We start from the raw sequence: 21,883 nt of genomic DNA on the forward strand, positions 1-21,883 counted from the left end.
AAAGCTCGTAGTATTCATGGATTTCTGAGTGGGATTTACGCATCGTTATGTGCATATCAACTTAATCATCAAAATAAACCAACAATTCAAATTATGGAATCATTGGCTTAAGCGGGATTCGGGTTAATTAAAATGATACGTCAGTCCTGCATATACCGCCCGACCTTCACCCGGTGTTAAACGAGCAGGATCTTTGCCGGCATCGTTATAACCCGGTGTGACGGTAGATGCATATTTTTTATTAGCTATATTTCTGAAATCCAACCACGCCATATACTGTTTTTGCGGTTGTATATAACCGAACGATGCTCCCCAAATTTGCCAATCTTTTGTATAGACACTATTGGCATAGTCAGTTGCGACCTTTGCGGCATAAAGTGTATTGACCGCAGCATAAAAGCCTAAAGGATGTTCGTATTTAAGTTCAGCCTGATAGATATGTTTAGGTATTCCTGCAAGCTCATTTTTTCCAAATACCGCATCATTTTTATAGTGAAAATCATTCAAGGTATAGGCTTGTTTTAGTTGAACTTGTCCATATGTATCATTTTGCCAAAGTGAACTGTTTAAACCGACTTCAATCCCTTGATGGATGGTGTCTGAAGCATTTGATTCAGCAATAATCTTTTTAGGCTCTGATTGGATTTCAACGGCCAATAGTTCATTTTTAACCTGTGAATAGTAATATGCAATATTCCACTCACCCAGTGCATGTTGACCACGCCCACCTAGTTCAAGAGTATTCGCTGTCTGACTATTCAAATGAATCGGAGCATTTTGGCGTCCCGTCGCTGCGCCACTTTCGTCGGGGAACTTTTGATCCGAACCCCAAATTAAAGCCCAAGGATGTGGTGCTTCTAAGCTTCGACTGACATTGGCAAAGAGCTGTGTTTCAGGTTGGATTTGATATCGAAAACCTAGCGATGGCAGGACATTCCATTCACGAATATTTTCTTTATGACTTTGCACAGGCCATGTCACTTCACTTTCACGATGGGTGTACGCCAATGCAACTCGACTATCGAGCCAAAACTGTGGGTGTAGTGCCAAGGCATTGGCATAATGTAAAACATAGTCACCACCTTGGTAGGTATAATGCCGCGTTTCTGTATCCGCAGCATAGGCACCTTGCGCTACACGCAAGCGTTCAACGACCTGACCATCTGGCAAATGCGTGGTACTACGAAAACCTAAAGTATTTTGGCTTTCATGCCCCCATAGCGTTCGGTCAAATTGGTAGTTAAATAAGGTAATGATATCGTCATAGTCAACATCGGTACTATACAAACCTTCTTGCAAATCCATCGGATAATGATGATAAGCTAGACCCAACTGTAAGTGATCGCCTGAGTCCAAAGTCATATTGGTTTTATTCGCCAACCAAAGACTTCCCGGCTGCGGACGATTATTATTCAGCGAGATATTTTGGGCTACTGCTTGTTTTGGATTTTGTTCAATCTGTTGTTGGGTTAGACGTCCCGGCGTTTGGTGTTCAGTCTCTCGGTAACGCAGATAAAAACGTGTATCTAGGTTTGGATTTATTTGATATCCCACATTGGCCGATAAACCTTTGCTCTGGCTTGAAGCATGATCTTGAAAACCGTCATCATCACTTTGCGTTAAGGAAAGATAATAGTCTAAGTCGCCAATTTGTTGTCCTGAATTGATTTCACTTTTTTGATAACCGTGGCTACCCATTTCATGGTGCACTGACAATTTAGCTGCATTTTTTCCAGTTGGGCTAGCATAGTTAATTAGACCACCCAAGCTTAATGCACCACGTGTTAAACCATTAGCCCCCCGTAAAACCTCTATATGGTCTACCCACAGCGGCTCAAGCAGTTCATAAGGTGTTCCTCCTGGCCCTGTAAATGGCAAATCATCTAAGGTCACATACAACCCTGAAGCATGCGCCCCCGGTGCACGATTGATCCCCGAGCCACGTATCGACAGTTTTACCCCTTCATTTCCTGAAGATGCTGCGTAAATCCCCGGTTGATTTTTAAATAAATCAGCATTTGTTCGCTTGGGTATATCTTGAATGTCTGCTACAACGATTGCATTGGTTGCACCATTTACTTTGGTCAGTGCTTTTTTTATTTTTTCATCCATTGAACTTTGTTTAACGTTGATGGTGATTTCAGGTAATACATTGCTATCTGCAACACTATACTGTGCCATTGCAGTAAGCATCATCAGGCTTAAAAGCTTAAGTGACGTGTTGTTATATTTGGAAAATTGAGGGACATCCATGATTGCGTCTTCTAAGTGAAACGAAATTGACGGCAAGGATTGTAGTGTGTTTTATCGTCATGTATGTATCAAAATATTTCAAAATTCATGATTTTTATCAATATCCTTCTTCGTATTTTTATATTCAAATGATTTGTCAAATGAAATAAAACAGATAATTATATTTTTTAGTCAAAAATAAAAGTTTCTAAATAAGATAAAAGCCCTCAATAGATAAAGATCAAGGGCGTGTATTGATTAAGAGTACGCATTGAAAGATTGTCGGAAAGTTAGATGTCAAAACCTGAACATACTTCCAATCCCGCTCTCGTTAAATTGATATTGAAATTTCTAAGGCAATTTAAATTAAACAATTCTCTGTAACGGCATTAGAAGTTGTACATCGCGACCGCATTAATTCGGTTATCTTCCCCCTTAGTACTGCCATTTGGTGCGGCGCCAAAAGCTTCACGTTCACCATAGACATATTCCAGACCTAAACTAATCGGCTTAACAGGGCTGTAAAATACATTTGCCCATGCTTGCCACAAGTTTTTATTGGCCTTGGTTTTGTCGACTAATGAGTTGACATAATCTGCATTGTTATCTGCTTTCATATAACCATAGCCCAATGTTCCGCGCCATTGTGCTGAAATTTGTTGAGTTAAACCTACTGTAATCGAGTCAAATTCATTGGTGGCGATGATGTCTTTATCCGCATTGGTCACAAAACCTTGGTTGGTCCATGACACAAAACTGCTGTCGCCTTTGACATGGTAATAATCCGCTTTGAGCACTGTTTTATCCGTCAAATCTAGCTTTGCGCCCAGACCAAGTCCCCATGCGGTTTCTGTATCCGTATCCGTTTTCTTTTCAGCACCCATCGCACGTGCGCTCAACATGAGTGTATCTGTCATTTTATGGTTTAACCGCGCTGTTAATGCAGGCAAACGCATATTTGAACTGTCATCCTTAGAATCTTCTACTGCAAGCACAAGATTTGTCTCAGGACTAAATTTGTGACTATAGCGAACTTGAGGTGTACGTTTAACAGCACCACCAACATAGCCCAATGCATCAATAGTTTCAGGCATATAATCAGGTATAGCAAAGTTAGACCATGTTTGCCCCACCAACCAATCACCATAGGTTAAATAGGCATGACGAATACGTAGTCCATCATTTGCACCCAAAAAGTCGACTTCAATTTTACCACCTACATGTCCCACTTGAGTCGGCGTTTTAAAGTCTAGTCCTAAACGTGTGGCAGCAATTGTTGCTTTTAAACGATCTGAACTTTCAGCATTCCCTTCTAGCGGAACACTATTCATTTGGTTATACAGGCGAGATAAGCTGCCGCCTTCTGTCTGATAAGATGCATCTGCTCGCACATTGCCATACAAGCTAAACTCAGCGCCCGATTTGGTATTTAAACTCAGGCTCGGTGTTTGAGTCGGTTTTTGATTCTGCGCAGCAACTACAGATCCTTGTTTTACGTCTTTGATTTCACTCGACAAAGTGTTTTGCTGCTGAACATATTGCTGCATCATGGCTTTTAATGCTTTGACTTCATCACGCAACTGTTCAACTTCAGCTTCGCTGACTGCCGCATGTGTCCACATGGGGAACGCGACTGCACAAGCTAGTATCATCGGTTTAATTTTAAAGGTTTTTTTGACTAAATTTAGCTTTTGAGTTTTCATCCTGACCTCGATTTGGGCAATGCCCTTTCCTTATTTTTTGTCACAATTTCCCACTAGCCCTCATGCTGTGCATCAGGGCCTGGAAACTTAAAATTTTGGGGTAATGTTAAATCTTTAAATATCGGCTTAATTCGCTGGATTTTTGATAGCTTGCGTATTGAGTTTTGGCGATTGACCTTGAGTAGATGCCTCTACAGACGCTTGCAAATTCACCATAAAGATCGCCAATGCAGCAATAACACCGGGAATGGCTATCACCAAGAAGTTCATTTGATGCGGCAAATTCATGGTTAACAGTGCCCCTGTAAGCACAGGTCCAACGATTGCACCAATTCGTCCAATACCCGATGCCCAGCCCATACCTGTAGAACGTACCGTGGTTGGGTAGTATTGTGCGACAAAGGTATAAAGTAAGATTTGTGAACCGATGGTAGCTGCGCCTGCTACAGCAATTAATGTATACAGAACCATTTGCGGACTGTTAAAGCCCAGTAAGATTAAAGCCAACGCGCCACACATGAACATGATGCTCAGTACTTTTTTGATATGGAATCGGTCTGCCAAAGCACCACCACCAATAGCACCTACCATTCCACCAATATTCAGCGCAAAGAGGAAAATCATACTTGCACCAAGCGAATAGCCAGCTTGAATCATCAATTTTGGTAACCAACTTCCAAGTGCATATACCATCAATAAGCACATGAAAAATGCAATCCAGAACATGAACGTACTGAAACTACGGCCTTGTTGAAATAATGCTTTTAACGGTGCTTTGTCTTCTTCAGAAACTTCATTGAGTACAAATTGAGTATCCGTTGTGAGGACTTGTTCAGGAGCAATTTTAGAGACAATTGTTCGAGTCGTATCTGTTTGATGCTTTGAGGTTAAATACATCAATGATTCAGGGAGGAATTTCCAAATTAAAGGCAGTGCAAGACATGGAATAATTGCAATATAAAACATGATTTTCCAGCCATATACAGGCACTAACCAAGCACCCAATAATGCTGAAGCCATACCACCAATGGCATAACCACTAAACATTAGTGCAACCAAGGTGCTTCGTATACGTTTTGGCGCGTATTCTGTCATTAATGCGACCACGTTCGGCATAACGCCACCGATGCCTAGACCGGCAAGAAAACGTAAAATACCAAACTCAACTGGAGTACTTGCAAAAGCGCCACAGAAGGTAAAACCACTAAAAATACCGACACAGATCATAATGGTTTTTTTACGACCAATTTTATCGGACAGTGTGCCAAAACACATGGCACCGAACATCATGCCAAATAAAGCCGTACTTGCCAGTAAGCCGGCTTGTACCGCAGATAATGACCATTCTTGCATCAACAACGGTAAGGCAACACCATAGATCACCAAGTCATAACCGTCAAAAATAATAATCAAAAGACACCAAATTAAAACACCCCAATGAAATGGCGTAAATTTGGCTTCATCAACCAAGGTATTAATATTAATTTTCTGGTTTTGCATAGCCCACCTCCTAATTGTGAAGCTTGTAAAATTCGCTTTTCACAATGAATAAGTCGGTGCTTAATGTCCAAAACCGATTAGGCATGTTTGTATACCTAAAAAGTTGAATACAAATTAATCCCTTGATTCCGCTTTATTTAAATAGATCATTTCATATGTGCAGTTCATCTGAACGTCTAGCGACAGCATACTCAAAACACAGCACGATCATAAGGAATCGCTTCTAAATCATATACTTGATAAACACTATCAAATAAACCACGAATATCTTCGCTTTCATCCATATTACGTACAGCCATAAATACTGGGCTAATCGCGGCTTCATCTAAGATAGGAACAAAGGTTAAATGTGTTAATTGCACACTTTGGGCACTCATTGGAGTGATACAAACCCCTTCATTAGCTGCAACAAAGCCTAGAGCCAGTTGTAATTCACGTACTTCGCGTACTTTTTTAGGTTCCAAACCATACTCTGAAAATATGCCACGCACTTGGGTCGAAAAGTTTGGTTTGTTGTGATTTGGGTAAAAAATCAATTGTTGATCGATCAGATCTGCAAGATAGACTCCTTCCTTTTTTTGTGCCAAAGGATGACTAGCGTGTAAGGCAACTACTAAGCGTTCTTCACGCAGTAAAACCCGTTTAATTGCAGGGTCTGAAATACGTAAACGCCCAAAGCCGACATCTATACGGCCTTCTTTTAATGCTTTGATTTGTTCAGTGGTGGCCATTTCCTCCATTTCTATTTTTAAATGTGGATGTTGTTGTTTGAATAAATACAAAATATTCGAGAGTAAACCAAACAATAAAGAGCTCACAAAACCGATTGTCACTGTTCTTTCGGTCAAACCGATTCGTTTCGTCATCGATTTAATTTCTTCTGCATTAGACAAAAGTTTTAAAGCATGATGATAAAAAAATTGGCCTGCTTCTGTGGTCTTAAGCGGTCGGCTACCGCGTTCAAATAACTGAATTCCAAGCTCATGTTCCAAATTTTGAATCTGCCGACTCAAAGGTGGTTGAGCTATATATAGTTTTTCTGCCGCTTTGGTAAAACTCTGCTCTTCAACCACTGCGACAAAGTATCTTAAGTGTCTTAGTTCCATGGTTATCGATACCTATTAAGTATAATAAAATGCAAATTTGATCTTCGACGTGAAGATTTTATTCTTTTAAGGTATATCACATAGACAGGATTAAGCAAATTTAATCCCATCCAACAGATCAAAAACATCGTGCAGCCCATACCTGAAAGAAACTTCAGCTGCTACACGAAATAACTTAAAAAGTATTGTTAGACAACCAAACAAGGAACGTGGCAGCCAAAGACCTCTTTTATCGAGTGATAGCCACCCATACTTAAATGCATACTTAAGGAGATATAGTATGAACCGTCAAGAGATTGATGTTCTGGTTAAACAAATGAACGTAGATACAGCAACAGGGCCTGTTGACCAACGTGTACAACAAGTTGTGGTACGTTTATTGGGTGATTTATTCCAAGCGATTGAAGATCTAGATATTACTCAAACTGAACTATGGAAAGGTCTAGAGTATTTTACAGATGCGGGTCAAGCGAACGAATTAGGTCTTTTAGCCGCTGGTTTAGGTTTAGAGCACTATCTAGATTTACGTGCCGATGAAGCTGATGCGAAAGCAGGTATTACAGGTGGTACACCACGTACCATTGAAGGCCCTTTATATGTGGCTGGCGCACCTGAATCAGTGGGCTTTGCTCGTATGGATGATGGTACGGAAACCGATAAAATTCCAACTCTGTTTATTGAAGGTACAGTAACAGATACCGAAGGCAACATCATTGAAGGCGCTAAAGTTGAAATTTGGCATGCCAACAGCCTAGGTAACTATTCTTTCTTTGATAAGTCTCAATCTGACTTCAACCTTCGCCGTACCATTCTTTCTGACCAAGATGGTAAATATGTTGCACAAACTACGATGCCCGTTGGTTATGGCTGTCCTCCAGAAGGCACAACCCAATTTGTTTTAGACAAATTAGGCCGTCATGGTAACCGTCCATCACATGTACATTATTTTATCTCTGCACCGGGTTACCGCAAGTTAACCACTCAATTCAACATCGAAGGTGATAAATACCTTTGGGACGACTTTGCCTTTGCAACTCGTGATGGTCTGGTGGCAACTGCTGTTGATATCACAGACGAAGCTGAAATTGCACGTCGTGGTCTAAACCAGCCGTTTAAACACATTAGCTTTAATGTTGAGTTAGTTAAAGAACAAGCTGCAGCACCAAATACTGAAGTTGATCGTCGACGCGCTAGCGCTTAATTACTCAATCTAAGGAAGCCGAGCTGTCTCATCCAAGTTTGACAACTCGGTGACTATCCCCTCATTGGACAGTCGGAGAATGGACATGCCACGTATTCCTGTAATTAACACCAGCCATCTAGATCGTATTGATGAACTTCTTGTCGATAATTTTGACACTGGTGAATTTAAACTGCACCGCTCAGTATTTACCGATCAAGCGTTATTTGATCTTGAAATGAAATACATTTTTGAAGGTAACTGGGTGTATTTGGCACATGAAAGCCAAATTCCAAATAACAATGATTATTACACAACTCATATTGGTCGCCAGCCGATCATCATTGCACGTAACCGTAATGGTGAACTGAATGCCATGATCAATGCCTGCTCACATCGTGGCGCACAGTTATGTCGTTATAAAAAAGGCAACAAAGCGACGTATACATGTCCATTCCATGGTTGGACCTTTAATAACTCAGGTAAATTGCTCAAAGTTAAAGACCCTGCCGAAGCGGGTTATTCAGATTGCTTTAACCAAGATGGTTCACATGACTTGAAAAAAGTCGCACGCTTTGAAAGTTATAAAGGCTTTTTATTTGGCAGCTTAAATCCTGATGTGCCAAGTCTAGTAGAATTCTTAGGTGAAACCACCAAAATTATCGACATGATCGAAGGTCAGTCGGAAAATGGTTTAGAAGTTTTACGTGGTTCATCTACCTATACCTATGAAGGTAACTGGAAACTGACAGCTGAAAATGGCGCAGATGGCTATCACGTTTCAGCCGTGCATTGGAACTATGCAGCGACCACTCAGCACCGTAAAGAAGCACAAGCGGCAGATAATATTCGTGCCATGAGTGCGGGTTCTTGGGGCAAGCAAGGCGGTGGTTCTTATGGTTTTGACAGTGGTCACATGTTGTTGTGGACACAATGGGCTAACCCAGAAGACCGGCCAAACTTTAGCAAAGCCGATGAATATACCGAAAAATTCGGCGCACCGATGTCGAAATGGATGATCGAGCGTTCACGTAACCTATGTCTTTATCCAAACGTCTATTTGATGGATCAATTCGGTTCACAAATTCGAGTTTTACGCCCGATTTCTGTCAATAAAACTGAAGTCACCATTTACTGTATTGCCCCTGTCGGTGAAGAGCCAGAAGCACGTACACGTCGTATTCGTCAATATGAAGACTTCTTTAATGCTTCAGGCATGGCAACACCTGACGATTTAGAAGAATTCCGTGCCTGCCAAGCAGGTTATGCAGGGATTGAACTGGAATGGAACGACATGTGCCGTGGTTCAAAACACTGGATTCATGGACCGGATGATGCAGCCAATGAAATTGGATTAAAACCGCTATTAAGTGGCATCAAAACCGAAGATGAAGGTCTTTACCTTGCTCAGCATCAATATTGGTTAAAAACCATGAAACATGCCATTGCTGAAGAAAAAGAATTGGCAGAACAAGTCGCAAATGAACAAGGAGATGTCGCATGAATGCAACTGCACATTTAGACAGCGTAAGCATTGAAGCTGTATCTCAGTTCCTCTACCGTGAAGCGCGTTTTTTAGATGATGAACAGTGGGATGAATGGCTAGCGTGCTATGCCCCAACTGCATCATTTTGGATGCCAGCTTGGGATGACGACGACCGCCTAACGGAAGATCCACAGTCTGAGATTTCTTTGATTTATTATCCAGACCGTCAAGGTTTAGAAGACCGTGTCTTCCGCATTAAAACTGAGCGTTCATCTGCCACGATGCCGGATACACGAACTAGCCACAACATTAATAACGTAGAGATTGTTGAACGTGATGGCGACAAAGTCACGGTGCGTTTTAACTGGAACACCTTAAGTTTCCGCTACAAAACCAACTATAGCTACTTTGGCATGTCACGTTATGAAATTGATTTTTCAGGCGAGCAGCCAAAAATCCTCAGTAAATATGTTGTTCTTAAAAACGATTATATCAACCAAGTTATTGATATTTATCACCTATAAAAGCTTATTTCACTAAGCAAGGTTTAACTTTCAGCCAGAAGGATATTTGGCTGAAAGGACACGTTATACCAGATTTTCAAAAGGATATTCAGCCATGTCAAACCATAATGTTGCACTTCAATTTGAAGATGGCGTTACTCGTTTTATTAGTGTTGCTCAAGGTGAAACCCTATCCGACGCAGCCTATCGTCAAAAAATCAATATCCCTCTAGATTGCCGTGATGGCGCATGCGGGACATGCCGTGCATTTTGTGAGTCGGGTACTTACGACATGCCTGAAGAATCTTATATCGAAGACGCTTTAACCCCCGAAGAAGCAGAGCAAGGTTATATTTTAGCTTGCCAATGTCGTCCTAGTTCAGATGCGGTTTTCCAAATCAGTGCATCATCTGACGTGTGTAAAACTGAAATTCATGAGTTTCAAGGCACATTGTCTCGTGTTGAAAATATGTCGGATTCTACGATTACCTTTGATATTCAACTGGATGAAGGTCAACCTGACATTAACTTCTTGGCAGGTCAATACGTCAATGTCGGCATTCCGGGGACTGAAGAAACTCGTTCGTATTCGTTTAGTTCAAAGCCGGGCAATCGTTTAACAGGCTTCGTGGTTCGTAATGTCCCTGAAGGCAAAATGAGTACTTTCCTGAGTGCCGATGCGAAAGCCGGCGACAAAATGACCTTCAAAGGACCTTTTGGTAGTTTTTATCTGCGTAATGTTGTCCGCCCTGTGGTCATGCTTGCAGGTGGTACAGGTATTGCGCCGTTTATGTCCATGTTACAAGTGCTTGAAGAAAAAGGTTCTGAACAACCTGTTCGTCTTGTATTTGGCGTAACCAATGACTTTGACATCGTAGCAAAAGACAAGCTCGATGAATTACAAAGCAAACTCCCGTGGTTCGAATACCGTACTGTGGTCGCTCACCCTGAGTCACAGCATGAACGTAAAGGCTATGTGACCAGTCATGTTGAAAAAGATTGGTTAAACAATGGCGATGTGGATATTTACCTCTGTGGTCCTGTACCGATGGTCGAAGCGGTACGTGGCTGGTTAGATACCGAAGGCGTTAAACCTGCAAACTTCTTGTTTGAAAAATTCTCAGCGAATTAAGGGAGAATAGTTTAATGTCAGAACAAGCCAGATTTAACAATAAAGTTGTCATCGTTACCGGTGCCGCTCAAGGTATCGGTCGTGGAGTAGCACTACAAGTGGCTCGAGAAGGCGCTCAAGTGGTATTGGCAGATCTCTCAGATTTTGTTGAAGAGACGCTTAACGATATTCAAGCCCACAATGGCGATGCCATTATTGTTAAAGCCAATCTTGAAACATTTGCAGGCGCTCAATCAGTTGCTGCTCAAGCCATTGAAAAATATGGCCGAATTGATATTTTAATCAATAACGTTGGCGGTGCGATTTGGATGAAGCCCTTCCAAGAATTTTCAGAAGAAGAAATCATTAAGGAAGTTAATCGTTCATTATTTCCAACCCTCTGGTGCTGCCGAGCCGTGTTACCTGAAATGATTCAAAATCAGCAAGGGACAATTGTAAATGTATCTTCTATTGCAACCCGTGGTATTAACCGTGTGCCATATTCAGCGTCAAAAGGTGGGGTTAATGGCTTAACCGCTGCTCTCGCTTTTGAACATGCCAAAGATGGTATTCGAGTCAATGCCGTAGCCACAGGTGGCACAGAAGCCCCACCACGAAAAGTACCAAGAAATACCAATCCATTGTCAGATCATGAAAAACAATGGATGCAAGACGTGGTCGATCAAACCATTGACCGTACATTCTTGGGACGCTATGGCACAATTCAGGAACAAGTCAATGCCATCTTATTTTTGGCATCCGATGATTCATCTTATATGACAGGAACAGTCGTCCCTGTTGGTGGTGGAGATCAAGGTTAAAGCTATACCGTCATTGGTTTAATTCAACAGGCTCATTGACATAGTCGCATGGAGGCAAAAGCGATGGCACCCCTGTTAAAAACATTAAAAGAAGATTGGTCGATCTCAGCGACGGTTGCAGGATTTTTAGCCGTGCTGATTTCATATTCAGGCCCACTGATTATTTTTTTCCAAGCCGCACAAAAAGCTCAAGTTTCCCCAGCCATGATGATTTCATGGATTTGGGGGATTTCTATTGGTGCTGCGCTGGCGGGTATTTATCTCTCTATTAAATATAAAACCCCGGTGATTACCGCGTGGTCAGCGCCCGGTACGGCTCTTTTAGTCACCCTATTTCCGAATATTTCACTGAATGAAGCCATAGCGGCTTATATCACATCCGCTATCGTTATATTTTTGATTGGCATCACCGGCTATTTTGACAAACTCTTAAAATGGATTCCTCAAGATGTCGCTGCGGGAATGATGGCAGGTATTTTATTTCAGTTTGGGCTTGGACTGTTCACTGCTACAGATAGTATGCCGATCATTGTCTTTGGCATGTTATTGGTCTTTCTTTTTTCGAAAAGACTATCGCCACGCTACGCGATGATTTGGGTCTTACTGACTGGAGTCGTTTTGAGTTTTTCATTAGGAAAAATTAATCCTGTTGATGTGAATTTTCAACTCGCTATACCGCAGTTTATTGCCCCAATTTGGACTTGGAACTCAACTTTAAATTTGGCGATTCCCTTAATCTTAGTCAGTCTGAGTGGTCAATTCCTTCCGGGGATGGCGATCATGAAACTCAGTGGATATGACACGCCAGCCAAGCCGATTATCACAGCGACCAGTATTGCCTCGCTCGCTGTCGCATGTGTCGGCGGCATTACCATTGTTTTAGCGTCAATTACCGCAGCCATGTGTATGGGCAAAGATGCACATGAACTAAAAGAAAAACGTTATATAGCCGGTATTGCCAATGGTATTTTTTATATTTTAGGCGGCTTATTTGCAGGCAGTATTGTCATGTTATTTAGCCTATTACCTAAAGAGTTAGTCGCCGCACTTGCAGGTTTAGCGTTATTAGGTGCGATTGGAACAAACATGTCCGTTGCGATGAAAAATGAGGCCAACCGTGATGCGGCGCTAATCACTTTTTTAGCGACAGCCTCAGGTATGCATTTTTTAGGGCTAAGCTCAGTATTTTGGGGGATTTGTATCGGTGTCGCTGCACATGTCATTTTGACCAAACGAGTAGCCACACAAGCACCGATGACAACGACTCAAGATTCTAAAAGTTCATAATGTCCAAACGCATTGCCAATACAAAGAAGATGGAACACTACATCTTCTTTGTTTAATCGAAAACTCAATTTTTTGATTTTCTTGTCATTTAAACTTAAAAATTCAATATTCGAAATTAAGAGCTCTATAGGATAAAAAAGGGATCATGTTGCATCATCCCTTTTTTACTTATCTTTGAATTATTTACGTTTTTTCTTACCACTAAGTAGATCTATGGCTTGGGCATAACGTGTAGGTGCAATTCGCTGAATTAAATCAATAATTTTGGCATCATTACCAATTAAAACTCGACGTTTATTCTGCTTTACCGCATCTAAAATGACTTTTGCTGCGACTTCAGGCGGTGTTTTTAGCACTTTATTAAATGCTTTCGTGGCTCTATCTGGGTTCATCCCTAACGCACGAATACTGTCACTCATACGCGCGCTATTTGCAATATTGGTTCGAATCCCACCCGGATGCACGCAAGTTGCGCTGACTCCAGCATTTTCCAAGTCTAATTCTTGGCGTAAAGATTCAGTAAAACCTCGTACCGCAAACTTCGTTGCATTATAGGCACTTTGAGTCGGTTGAGCCGTCAAACCAAATAAGCTGGAAATATTAACTATATGTCCATCGCCACTTTGTTTTAAATACGGTAAAAATGCTTTTGTCCCATATACCACGCCCCAGAAATTAATATTCATAATCCACTCAATTTCATCATAATGCATACCTTCTACAGTACTGGCTAACGCGACACCTGCATTATTAAAGATCAAATTGACCTGGCCAAATTCAGCTTGGGTTGCAGCCGCCCATTGCTCTACAGCGGCACGATCAGACACATCTAATTGGGTCTGAATTATTTTCACACCGGTGTGCTTAATCATTTCAGCCGTTTGTGCAAGACCGTCAAGGTTGCGATCACTTAATGCTAGATGCGCACCTGATTGAGCCAGTTGAATGGCTAACTGCTGCCCAATACCTGAACCTGCTCCAGTAATGGCTGCGACTTTGTTGTTAAAATTTTTCATCGTTATTCCTATACACACTTAATCTCGTTCAGTGAACAAGCTGCATTTTCATATTATTCATAACACAAGCTTAACGAGAACTGATCTATGAATGAAATGATTTTATTTAATTGTAAAATATGAATGCTATACATAGCTCTTTAGCGTTATTGCTTCAAATCAAATTAATGTAATTCAACATGATTAGAGCAAAAATTGAAAACTTAAATGAGCCTTTTAGCTCCGGCTTTTTTTGGGATTGTAGCTCTAAATTTTTCAGCTCAAACAGCGTTTGATATTTATAAAAGTGATACAAATCCCAAATGTTATAAACAAAGCTCAACATTTATTCTATTTTTCTACACGATCCAGATTCTACATATTCAAAATCAGTATATAAAATCCACAATATATACTTATTTTTTTGTGAATATAGCCCTTGAAGACAACAAGGCTGATGCTTTGTAATTTTCCAAGTCTTGTGTATCCACCCTTTGGAAGATCAGGGATGCACATCTCTTACTATGTTCAATAGAGGTTCTAAAATGATAAAAACAACTCTTAGCCTAATCGGTTTGTCACTGGTGTCTAGCTTAGCTTTGGCTGCTGATCCATTGCATGGTACTAAATGGAAAACCATCGATGACCAAACCAAAAAACCTTTATCTGTAGTTCAATTTAATGAAACATCAAAGGGCGTTTTATCTGCAAAAATCGTTGATGTACTCACCCCGGGTGAAGCAGAAAACTGCCAAAAATGTGTAGGTAAATTCCACAATAAACCACTACTCGGTGTGCAAATCGTGAATGGTTTGAAAAATACCGGTAAAAATACCTATGACGGCGGTAAAATTACTGACCCGAAAAATGGTAAAACCTATAGTTTCAATGCCAAAATGTCGAATGACGGCAAGACCTTGAATGGTCGTGGCTATATTGGTGTATCTGCGCTTGGACGCAGCCAAACATGGATACGTGTAAACTAATCCTTTATGTACAAAGTCAAAAGCGGCTCGATTGAGTCGCTTTTTTTGTATGAAAACCAAGAATGAAATTATTCGAAAATAAAAATTAAACGGTATAACGTTTGCTTAGCCCCCATTCGGCTAATATTCGACGATAGGTTGTCGATGAGCGATCTGCTTCGAAATGCGCCTCCATACTGATATCCAGTGGCAATTCCTCAGGTTTTTGACTTTCCACCATGTCCTGATCTTCAGCAAAAATTTGTGCATTAAAATCATAGACCGCTTGTAAATCGCCAGTGGTATCAAAATTACGAGTTAAAGGCACAAATAAACGGGTTTTATTATGCGATACAGGACAACAAGCATTTAAGATTTTTAACACCCCATTTTCAGGAAAATCGATGGTTAAAATTGCAGAAAATGGCGGATAGACATCAAACGTTCTTTTCCATAAAAAATCTTCTGGCGCTAAATGTTGTAAGCCATGCGGATAATTACTCACATCACTGAGATATTCTGTATGTAGTCCATAGTCTGTACGCACTGTCGAATATTTTTTCACTTTGGGGTTTTCACGGTCTGCAAAGCTCTCATGATGCACCCATGCGAAATGTGCAACATCAATAAAGCCTTCGAGCTGACGTCCACTTGAACCACCAATATCTACATAAGGTGGCAATATAGATTGGTGCTGCTCGTTATCCCACGTGTCTAAATCTGGAAAATTGGCCGTAGATTCGTCTCGGTTAAATAAACTGGTCCACACCAATCCATATTTCAATACAACTGGAAATTTAGTTAATGAAAAACGCTCTGAAATTTGAGTCAGCTCTGGCTGTGCGGGAATTTTTACACACCTTCCTGCGCCGTTATAATGTAAACCATGATATGGACAAATAATGTCTTCACCCTTGACCCAGCCTTTAGTTAATGGCACCCCTCGATGTGGACAAATGTCACGAACCAAATGAATTTTTCCACTTTCAGTTTGATATAACGCCATTTTTACATCGAGTAATTGCACTTGTTGCGGTTCAGTCGAAACATCTTCTACACGTGCAACGGGATACCAGTGCTGCGCCAAAATATTCCAGTCGTTGGCATCAAATGTACTGCACTGAGGTTGGGTAAATAAATTGAGTACTGGAATGGCATTCATAGTTCATCTCGACAATTGCAATATTTCTTTAGCATTTAGCGCTATTTAAATTTTGCTAAATCCTTATTTTCTAAGTCGAAATTAAAATCTAAACACATTTCTGTCTATTAGAATGATTTGCATGGATTGTTCTGTTTTTTAGAACATTAAGCATTGAACTCTGCACGATTTGATAAAGCTGGCATGAATATCGCTTAAAATGCATAACATTATGATTCGCTATTTACGCGATAGAGATTGAAGCCTGTATGTCGATTACTTTTTCTAGATTTTCTGAATATTTTATGGCGGTTGCACGGACTGGAAGTCTGCGCAAAGCTGCTGAACAACTTTTTATTTCAGTCTCAGCAGTACATCGGCAAATCGTTTTGGCAGAGGAAGAACTGGGGGTTGCCCTATTTGAACGACTACCTCAGGGCTTAAAACTGACGCTTGCAGGTGAATTACTGTATGCCGATTTATTAAAATGGCAAAAAGAGTATCAACTGACGCGAACTCGATTTGATGAAATCCAAGGTTTGAACCGTGGAAACATTGAAATGGGCTTTATTGCGGCTTTGAATGACAGTTTTGTCGTCGACTGCATTCAAAAGATGGCTGAAACCTATCCGTGGATCAACCTCAACATCAGCATGAATAGCAGTGAAGACATTTCTAGAAAAATCGTCGATGCAGAATTAGATTTTGGCATTATTTTAAATCCCAAAAGCCATAGCCAATTAGAGATTTTATCCTTTATAGAAATTCCGTTGGGCTTTGTGATGTCGCCGCATCATACCTTGGGTGGGATGGATAAAATCTATCTTTCAGATACGTTAAATGAACGGCATATTTTACCGAGTGATCCACTCATTATTAGTGAATATGTACAGACTTTATATAAACATCATAAGTTTAGTCCGATTCAAAAGATCGAATGTAATGACATTAGAATGATACTGTCATTGATTCAACAACAATTAGGCATCAGTTTGATGTCATATATGGATGCTTTGCCATTGCTTGAGAATAATAAGATTATTTTTAAACCGATCCGTGAAAAAGGTTTGCACAGTTTGACCATTGCTTTATGTGTCGCATCGAAGCGCCAAACTTCTCGAATTTCTCAGATCATGATTAATCATTTGGTGGAAAAAATGGAAGAAATTAAAATCAATTTAAAATCCATGACCCCCTAAAACCAATATTTTGGCGTTGTAATAGCAAATAATTATTTAAAAAAAAGCCAGTGCGAATAACCCGTACTGGCTGCTGAAAGCTAAAGTTTTATTAGTTTATTTTTTTAATCCAATGGATTGCCTACAATATTACTAATGATGCCTTTCATAATATGATTGCCTTGTTCCTTACGCAGTTCTGCATACCATTCACGCGTCACACTTTCATCTTTCATATGGGTCACATCACAACGCTTACGCGCTCGCAGAACCAATTCATTGGCACGTTCATTACGTTTATTTTGATAACGACGCAATGAATCTTGCAACCCTAAAGTATTGATTTGCAAAGAACGGGCTAAATAAATTGCGTCTTCCATTGCTTGGCAGCCGCCTTGTCCAATATCCGGCGTTGTACTGTGTGCTGCATCACCCACTATCACCACACAACCTTTGTAGAAATCTGCAAAAGGTTCAATATCATGAATTTCTACCCGATTGGTTTTTTGGGCATCTACAGCATCAATCAGCTTTTGCACCGGTTCACACCAACCTTTAAAGTATTCTTTAAATAAGGCCTTATATTGTGTGCGGTCATTTTCTAAGCCTGCTGCTAAAGGGACATCAAAGAAGAAATAGAATCGGTTGTCGGCAACGGGCATCAGCGAAACACGTTTACCTTCTCCTACAAATGTCGTCCATTGATCTGCCGCAGCAAATTCTTCTGAAATCTCGACTAAACCGTTCCAATTGACATAACCTGCATAGCGGCGCTCAACTTGTTCACCCAATACATATGCCCGTGTCAGTGAATGTGTACCATCGGCTCCAACCAATAAATCAGCCTGAACCTCACTTCCATCGGCAAAACATGTGTTCACTTGATCATCTTGTTCTGAGAAGCTCACCATTTTTTTGCCTAGATGAATCTTCTCACGACCAAATTCATCCATGAGCATATTTTGTAAGTCTGCACGTGAAACGGGATAAGGTCGTTGTCCAACTTCTTCGATTAAAGGAAACAGACTAAACTGCGTCATAACATCACCAGTTAAGCCATCGATATAGGCTAAGTGATCCATCTTGCCACCGAGCTTTTCGACTTGTTTGGTTAGCCCCAAATAGTTCAAACATTTGACACCGTTAGACCATAAAGAAATAGCGGCTCCAACAGGTAAAATTTGTTCTGCCTGTTCATAGATGGTTACTTGGTGTCCAAATTTTTTCAAAGCGATCCCAGTCGTTAGGCCCGCCATACCTGCACCAATAATTGTAATGTCCATCTATAACTCCCCTGTGTTTTTTAAATATCTTTCTCCTAAAAAGCGAAAAGCATGCCATTTTTTTAAACAAGCAATAAAAAATCTAAAGTTGGCACACGCTGTGCTTCTAAACACGTGTAAATGCTTGTTTTTATCAAATGTTAAATTTTTAACACTGAAAACAAAATGCATATGTTTTAAATGAAAATAGTGAATGGATTTTATATATGGCGACTTTACTCGCACCAAGTTTTGATATTCCTGCACAATTACAGGCACTTACAAATTTAGCTGATGACCGTATTGGTGCAAAAATACTTGATTGTTCAGATGATTTTTTTGCAGAATCAAAACGCATGCTTCAATTTAATGCACCTATCTTCGTCGAAGATAAATTTGATGAGCATGGCAAATGGATGGATGGTTGGGAAACACGTCGTAAACGCCATACAGGTTATGATTGGGCAATCATCCAACTCGGTGTTGCTGGTCGAATTCAAGCCTTAGATATTGATACAACATTCTTTACAGGGAATTATCCAGCTTCCGCATCAGTTGAAGCCTGTTTTGCACCAAGTGGTGAGCTAGCACAGGCAGCATGGGTCAATATCTTAGACAATACTGTATTGGGCCCGAGCCAACACCATATATTGGACGTCTCAACTGATCAGGTTTTTACCCATGTGCGTTTAAATATATATCCAGACGGCGGTATTGCGCGATTTAAAGTCTATGGTGAAGTTCAGGTTCAGATTCAAGACAGTACGAACACATTAGACCTCGTTGCGCTAGAAAATGGTGGACGTGTTATTGCTTATAGTGATGCTCATTTTGGACATCCACGAAACTTAATTAACCCTGGTCGCGGCATCAATATGGGAGATGGTTGGGAAACTAAACGTCGCCGTGCACCAGGTTTTGACTGGTGCATTTTGGCTTTGGGCCAATCTGGTGCAATAGAGAAAATTGATATTGATACTGCCCATTTTAAAGGCAACTTCCCTGCGCAGGTTTCCATACAAGCGATCTATGTAGAAGATGCCACTGACCCTCAACTGATTCCGCAAAGTATGTTCTGGCCGTTTTTACTCGATGCACAAGACATGCAGATGGATCATATTCATAGCTTTGTCAGTGACATTTTAAAGCATGAAAAAATATCGCATATCCGCATCAATATGATTCCTGACGGGGGGATTAGTCGCGTACGGTTATGGGGAAAAATACATCCTTAATTACAGTGTTTATAAAATAGGAAGCCTTCGGGCTTCCTATTTGTATTGTTTCAATTTTTTTAATTAAATACCCTATAAGATATCTAAACATGACTCACAGCATAAAAATACAAGCTCTAAGTATTGAAGGCTTTGCGCCTTTTGGTGAGGTCATTTGTACGACTGGACATGATTTTTTCCACATCAATGACGCACATACAGAGCGATATCATGCCCTCGTAGAAACAGAAATTTCAGGTGATGCGGTTGCTGGAATTAGCATCTTCAGAAATATCAAAACGACTGAGTTGCCTTTTACGATTTCGATGTTAGAGCGGCATCCCAACGGCTCACAAGCGTTTATTCCAATGCAAGCGCAAGCTTTTTTAGTGGTAGTTGCACCTGCGTTGGATGATCACAGCCCTGATCTTACACAGCTATGTGCTTTCATTACTGATGGTAGCCAAGGAGTCAACTATCGTGCAGGAACATGGCATCATCCTCTCCTGACACTCGAAGCACCAAGTAGCTTTGCCGTCATCGATCGGATTGGCACTGGACATAATTGTGATGTGTTCCAGTTCCCAACGCCTATTCACATTTCAAATTAATGTATTTTTAGCTTAAACCCTTACAGTTAAATAGACTAAAAATCACTTAACCAATTGTTAATACATAATTAATTTCATCTCTTGATATTATTTAATTTAAACATAACGCATTAAAAAAGCCCTCTACTTCGAGGGCTTAATTTATTCTATACAAACTATATTCTATGAATCATCGTATGGTTCAAGACCCAAGATCTGCCATGATTAATGTTGCACATCTATCGCCATGCTTGTTTTTTTAACCTGATCTTTGCTCATAGTCACTTCTTTATTTTTAAATAAATTTAAATGATTGAATACAATATTTAAAATAATCGCCATCAAACAAGTTGAACTGATACCTGAATGAAAGAGTGTTTGCACCCATTTCGGGAAGTTTGCATAGAAAGAATGATCGATAATTGGAATCATCCCTGCTGCAATTGCCGTCGCAACAATGATGAGGTTCTTTTGCTCGTTATAGTCAATTTTCGCCAAGGTACGAATACCACTTGCTGCGACCGTTCCAAACAAAACTAAACCAGCACCACCTAAGACAGGGACTGGAATTGCTGCAATCAGTCGGCCCATAATTGGCAGAACGCCTAATACGACTAAAATCATCCCACCCGCTGCGACAACAAAGCGACTTTTCACGCCTGTAATCGCTACTAAACCGACATTTTGTGCAAAAGCACTTTGCATGAATGAACCGAAAATTGGCGCTGCTGCACTAGATAGCATATCTGCACGTAAGCCATTGGTAATACGCTCAGCATCCACTTTAGTACCTACAATTTCCCCGACAGCAATAATGTCTGCCGTCGTTTCAGTCATAATCACTAAAGTTACGATCAGCATGGCAATAATGGCACTTAACTCAAAAGTTGGCATACCGAAAGCAAAGAAGCTTGGAAATTGAATCCAGTTACCATTTGCAACTTTAGAAAAATCTCCAAAGCCAAAGGCATAAGCGAGCACTGTACCGAAAACGATGGCTAACAAAATAGATAAACGTCGGATGGTTGCATTACGGGTTAAGTTCAGCGCAATCACAATACCCAAAGTCAAAAATGCCAAGCTGATGTTCTCAGCACTTCCCCAGTCTGGTGCTTTATTGTTCCCCCCCATCATCCAGCGTACCGCTACAGGCAGCAATGAAAGACCAATCACAGTGATCACACAGCCAGTCACAATCGGTGGGAAAAAACGAATAATTTTTGAAAAATAAGGTGCTAGGAAAAATCCTATTAGGGATGCAACAATCACCGCGCCATAAACAGCAGAAAGGCCACCGCCTGCGGTTACTATGGCAATCATCGTCGCCACACCTGCAAATGAAACCCCTTGAACTAAGGGTAATTTTGCACCGATATATTTTACACCTACGGTTTGTAGTATGGTCGCCAAGCCACCCACAAAAAGCGCTGCCGCAATCAATAAACCGATTTGCGCAGGTTCAAGTCCCGCGGCTGTACCAATAATCAATGGCGGAGCGATAATACCTCCATACATGGTTAATACATGCTGTAGACCATAGGCAAGGCTTTTCCCTGCGCCTAAATATTCATGTTCTGGTGAAACTGTTTTATCTTGTTCTGCCATTTTT

18 protein-coding genes and 1 pseudogene are annotated in these 21,883 nt (G+C 40.7%); 11 read left to right on the top strand and 8 right to left on the bottom strand.

Features of this window, described 5'->3' with window-relative positions:
• Positions 1-111, top strand: a pseudogene (locus FTU64_RS12145) (IS982 family transposase); the annotation flags it as partial.
• Positions 112-123: 12 nt separating this feature from the next.
• Here the strand turns inward: FTU64_RS12145 and FTU64_RS12150 are convergent.
• The 4 genes from FTU64_RS12150 to FTU64_RS12165 form a co-directional block, all read right to left on the bottom strand.
• Positions 124-2,253, bottom strand: coding sequence for a TonB-dependent receptor domain-containing protein (locus FTU64_RS12150; protein ID WP_180054695.1), 2,130 nt, complete (start codon positions 2,251-2,253; stop codon positions 124-126).
• 368 nt (positions 2,254-2,621) lie between these two features.
• Positions 2,622-3,935, bottom strand: coding sequence for a DcaP family trimeric outer membrane transporter (locus FTU64_RS12155; protein ID WP_180059843.1), 1,314 nt, complete (start codon positions 3,933-3,935; stop codon positions 2,622-2,624).
• A gap of 126 nt (positions 3,936-4,061) precedes the next feature.
• Positions 4,062-5,435 (bottom strand): MFS transporter, encoded by a 1,374-nt coding sequence (locus FTU64_RS12160; RefSeq protein ID WP_180004495.1) that lies wholly within the window; start codon positions 5,433-5,435, stop codon positions 4,062-4,064.
• A gap of 191 nt (positions 5,436-5,626) precedes the next feature.
• On the bottom strand, positions 5,627-6,541 hold the full coding sequence (locus FTU64_RS12165) for a LysR family transcriptional regulator (protein ID WP_180022865.1): 915 nt from the start codon (positions 6,539-6,541) through the stop codon (positions 5,627-5,629).
• Between the two features lie 280 nt (positions 6,542-6,821).
• On the opposite strand from FTU64_RS12165, the gene catA reads away from it, so the two are divergent.
• The 6 genes from catA to benE all read left to right on the top strand — a co-directional run bounded on the left by catA (position 6,822) and on the right by benE (position 12,929).
• On the top strand, positions 6,822-7,742 hold the full coding sequence (gene catA, locus FTU64_RS12170) for a catechol 1,2-dioxygenase (RefSeq protein WP_078193335.1): 921 nt from the start codon (positions 6,822-6,824) through the stop codon (positions 7,740-7,742).
• An 85-nt stretch (positions 7,743-7,827) separates the two neighbouring features.
• Complete coding sequence (gene benA, locus FTU64_RS12175; protein ID WP_168379611.1) at positions 7,828-9,225, top strand: benzoate 1,2-dioxygenase large subunit; 1,398 nt, start codon at positions 7,828-7,830, stop codon at positions 9,223-9,225.
• Entirely contained in the window at positions 9,222-9,731 is a 510-nt protein-coding gene (gene benB, locus FTU64_RS12180) for a benzoate 1,2-dioxygenase small subunit (RefSeq protein WP_168379612.1), read from the top strand. The genes benA and benB overlap by 4 nt, the downstream gene beginning before the upstream one ends.
• A gap of 94 nt (positions 9,732-9,825) precedes the next feature.
• Positions 9,826-10,842 carry a benzoate 1,2-dioxygenase electron transfer component BenC gene (benC, locus tag FTU64_RS12185; protein ID WP_078190731.1) on the top strand — a complete coding sequence of 339 codons (1,017 nt, stop codon included), beginning with the start codon at positions 9,826-9,828 and terminating at the stop codon, positions 10,840-10,842.
• 14 nt (positions 10,843-10,856) lie between these two features.
• Positions 10,857-11,642 (top strand): benzoate diol dehydrogenase BenD, encoded by a 786-nt coding sequence (gene benD / locus FTU64_RS12190; RefSeq protein WP_180027182.1) that lies wholly within the window; start codon positions 10,857-10,859, stop codon positions 11,640-11,642.
• A gap of 63 nt (positions 11,643-11,705) precedes the next feature.
• Positions 11,706-12,929 carry a benzoate/H(+) symporter BenE gene (benE, locus tag FTU64_RS12195; RefSeq protein WP_180059845.1) on the top strand — a complete coding sequence of 408 codons (1,224 nt, stop codon included), beginning with the start codon at positions 11,706-11,708 and terminating at the stop codon, positions 12,927-12,929.
• Positions 12,930-13,108: 179 nt separating this feature from the next.
• On the opposite strand, the gene FTU64_RS12200 is transcribed toward benE, so the two are convergent.
• Positions 13,109-13,945 carry an SDR family oxidoreductase gene (locus FTU64_RS12200; RefSeq protein WP_180035226.1) on the bottom strand — a complete coding sequence of 279 codons (837 nt, stop codon included), beginning with the start codon at positions 13,943-13,945 and terminating at the stop codon, positions 13,109-13,111.
• Positions 13,946-14,469: 524 nt separating this feature from the next.
• Here FTU64_RS12200 and FTU64_RS12205 point away from each other — a divergent pair.
• Entirely contained in the window at positions 14,470-14,910 is a 441-nt protein-coding gene (locus tag FTU64_RS12205; protein WP_168379617.1) for a DUF2147 domain-containing protein, read from the top strand.
• A gap of 85 nt (positions 14,911-14,995) precedes the next feature.
• Here the strand turns inward: FTU64_RS12205 and FTU64_RS12210 are convergent, their stop codons facing one another.
• Positions 14,996-16,051 carry an aromatic ring-hydroxylating dioxygenase subunit alpha gene (locus tag FTU64_RS12210; protein ID WP_180050827.1) on the bottom strand — a complete coding sequence of 352 codons (1,056 nt, stop codon included), beginning with the start codon at positions 16,049-16,051 and terminating at the stop codon, positions 14,996-14,998.
• Positions 16,052-16,299: 248 nt separating this feature from the next.
• Between FTU64_RS12210 and FTU64_RS12215 the strand changes: the two genes are divergently transcribed.
• Entirely contained in the window at positions 16,300-17,229 is a 930-nt protein-coding gene (locus FTU64_RS12215; RefSeq protein WP_180059846.1) for a LysR family transcriptional regulator, read from the top strand.
• A 104-nt stretch (positions 17,230-17,333) separates the two neighbouring features.
• Here FTU64_RS12215 and hpxO read toward each other — a convergent pair whose 3' ends face one another.
• The gene (gene hpxO / locus FTU64_RS12220) at positions 17,334-18,491 is read right to left on the bottom strand and encodes an FAD-dependent urate hydroxylase HpxO (protein WP_180059848.1); all 1,158 of its coding nucleotides are present in this window, start codon (positions 18,489-18,491) and stop codon (positions 17,334-17,336) included.
• Between the two features lie 206 nt (positions 18,492-18,697).
• Here hpxO and alc point away from each other — a divergent pair, with 206 nt between their 5' ends.
• Positions 18,698-19,705, top strand: a complete 1,008-nt coding sequence (gene alc / locus FTU64_RS12225) for an allantoicase (protein ID WP_180059850.1) — start codon at positions 18,698-18,700, stop codon at positions 19,703-19,705.
• 89 nt (positions 19,706-19,794) lie between these two features.
• Positions 19,795-20,295: an ureidoglycolate lyase gene (locus FTU64_RS12230; RefSeq protein ID WP_180059852.1), complete on the top strand. Its 501-nt coding sequence runs from the start codon at positions 19,795-19,797 to the stop codon at positions 20,293-20,295.
• Between the two features lie 204 nt (positions 20,296-20,499).
• Here FTU64_RS12230 and FTU64_RS12235 read toward each other — a convergent pair whose 3' ends face one another.
• A complete protein-coding gene (locus tag FTU64_RS12235; RefSeq protein WP_180059854.1) occupies positions 20,500-21,879 on the bottom strand; it encodes a nucleobase:cation symporter-2 family protein in 1,380 nt (459 codons plus the stop codon).
• Positions 21,880-21,883: the final 4 nt, after the last annotated feature.

Origin of the sequence: Acinetobacter sp. YH12128 (assembly GCF_013418655.1) — a bacterium.
GTDB lineage: Bacteria > Pseudomonadota > Gammaproteobacteria > Pseudomonadales > Moraxellaceae > Acinetobacter > Acinetobacter amyesii.